The organism is Paracoccus sp. TRP (assembly GCF_000185925.1).
GTDB classification, from domain to species: Bacteria; Pseudomonadota; Alphaproteobacteria; order Rhodobacterales; family Rhodobacteraceae; genus Paracoccus; species Paracoccus kondratievae.
Genome location: NZ_AEPN01000017.1, coordinates 1 through 328, shown reverse-complemented (window position 1 = coordinate 328; position 328 = coordinate 1). Strand labels below are relative to the sequence as shown.

Genomic DNA, 328 nt, shown 5'->3' with positions numbered 1-328 from the left:
TCGCACGCCTCAAGGACTGGCGACGCATCGAAACCCGATACGGCCGATACCCGATCCTGTCCCTCTCCGCCTGCGCCATGGCCGCAAACGTCATATAGTGGTTGTGAGCCCTGATTCTAGCGGCCGCAAAAAGCGGGCATCAAGCTCACAAGACCACCGCCTCCTTCCAGATAATAAATTTCCCCTGCCCGTAAGATTTGGCTTTGTAAAGAGCTTTATCGGAAAATTCGAGTAATTTCTCGCGGCAATTTCCTTGCAGATCGTCCGGGATGGCTATCCCGATGCTGGCTGAAACTTTTCCTAGGTCATGTTGACAAATGGCGAAGCC

At 53.0% G+C, this 328-nt stretch carries 2 pseudogenes; one reads left to right on the top strand and one right to left on the bottom strand.

Annotation, left to right across the window (positions count from 1 at the left end):
- A pseudogene (locus tag PARACOCCUSGL_RS22415) lies at positions 1-98 on the top strand (IS5/IS1182 family transposase); the annotation flags it as partial.
- 47 nt (positions 99-145) lie between these two features.
- On the opposite strand, the pseudogene PARACOCCUSGL_RS22410 reads toward PARACOCCUSGL_RS22415, so the two are convergent.
- Positions 146-328 (bottom strand): annotated as a pseudogene (locus tag PARACOCCUSGL_RS22410) (GGDEF domain-containing protein); the annotation flags it as partial.